Origin of the sequence: Photorhabdus sp. RM96S, assembly GCF_042879335.1 — a bacterium.
In the GTDB taxonomy this organism is placed as follows: Bacteria; Pseudomonadota; Gammaproteobacteria; order Enterobacterales; family Enterobacteriaceae; genus Photorhabdus; species Photorhabdus kayaii.
In genome coordinates this window covers 1-408 of the sequence record NZ_JBHFKT010000198.1, presented here as the reverse complement: position 1 = coordinate 408, position 408 = coordinate 1, and the positions used below count along the sequence as shown (strand labels likewise).

Below are 408 nucleotides of genomic sequence, written 5' to 3'. Positions count from 1 at the left end.
GTCACAGGTGGACACTTCCCACCGCAATAAATACAAAGTGCACGATGCCATCATGCCGGATGGCAGCCGCAGTAATGACTTTTACGAATATCAGTACACCCGCACCGTCAAGGAAACTCAGGTTAAACAGAGCGACCCCGGTAAAATTCTGGCCGGGGGCAATATGACGCTCAACAGCGCGCAGGTCACTAATCACGACAGCCAGATTGTCGCTGGCGGCACGCTCGGTGGTGAAATTGGCGAACTGCACAATATCGCTACTCAGGGAGAACGGATTACCACCGATACGGGCAGTCAGACCCACTGGTATGCTAAAAAAACCAAAAAGAAAAAGTTCGGGTTCGGTGGCACCAAAACCTCGCAGGGAAAAAGCCGCAGCAATTATGCCCCCGCCCCAGTGATAGAAAC

Annotated in this window: 1 protein-coding gene; it reads left to right on the top strand. The window is 52.5% G+C overall.

Features of this window, described 5'->3' with window-relative positions:
- Positions 1–408: hypothetical protein (locus ACGF49_RS24955; RefSeq protein ID WP_387493446.1), on the top strand; the 408-nt coding region annotated here is incomplete at both ends.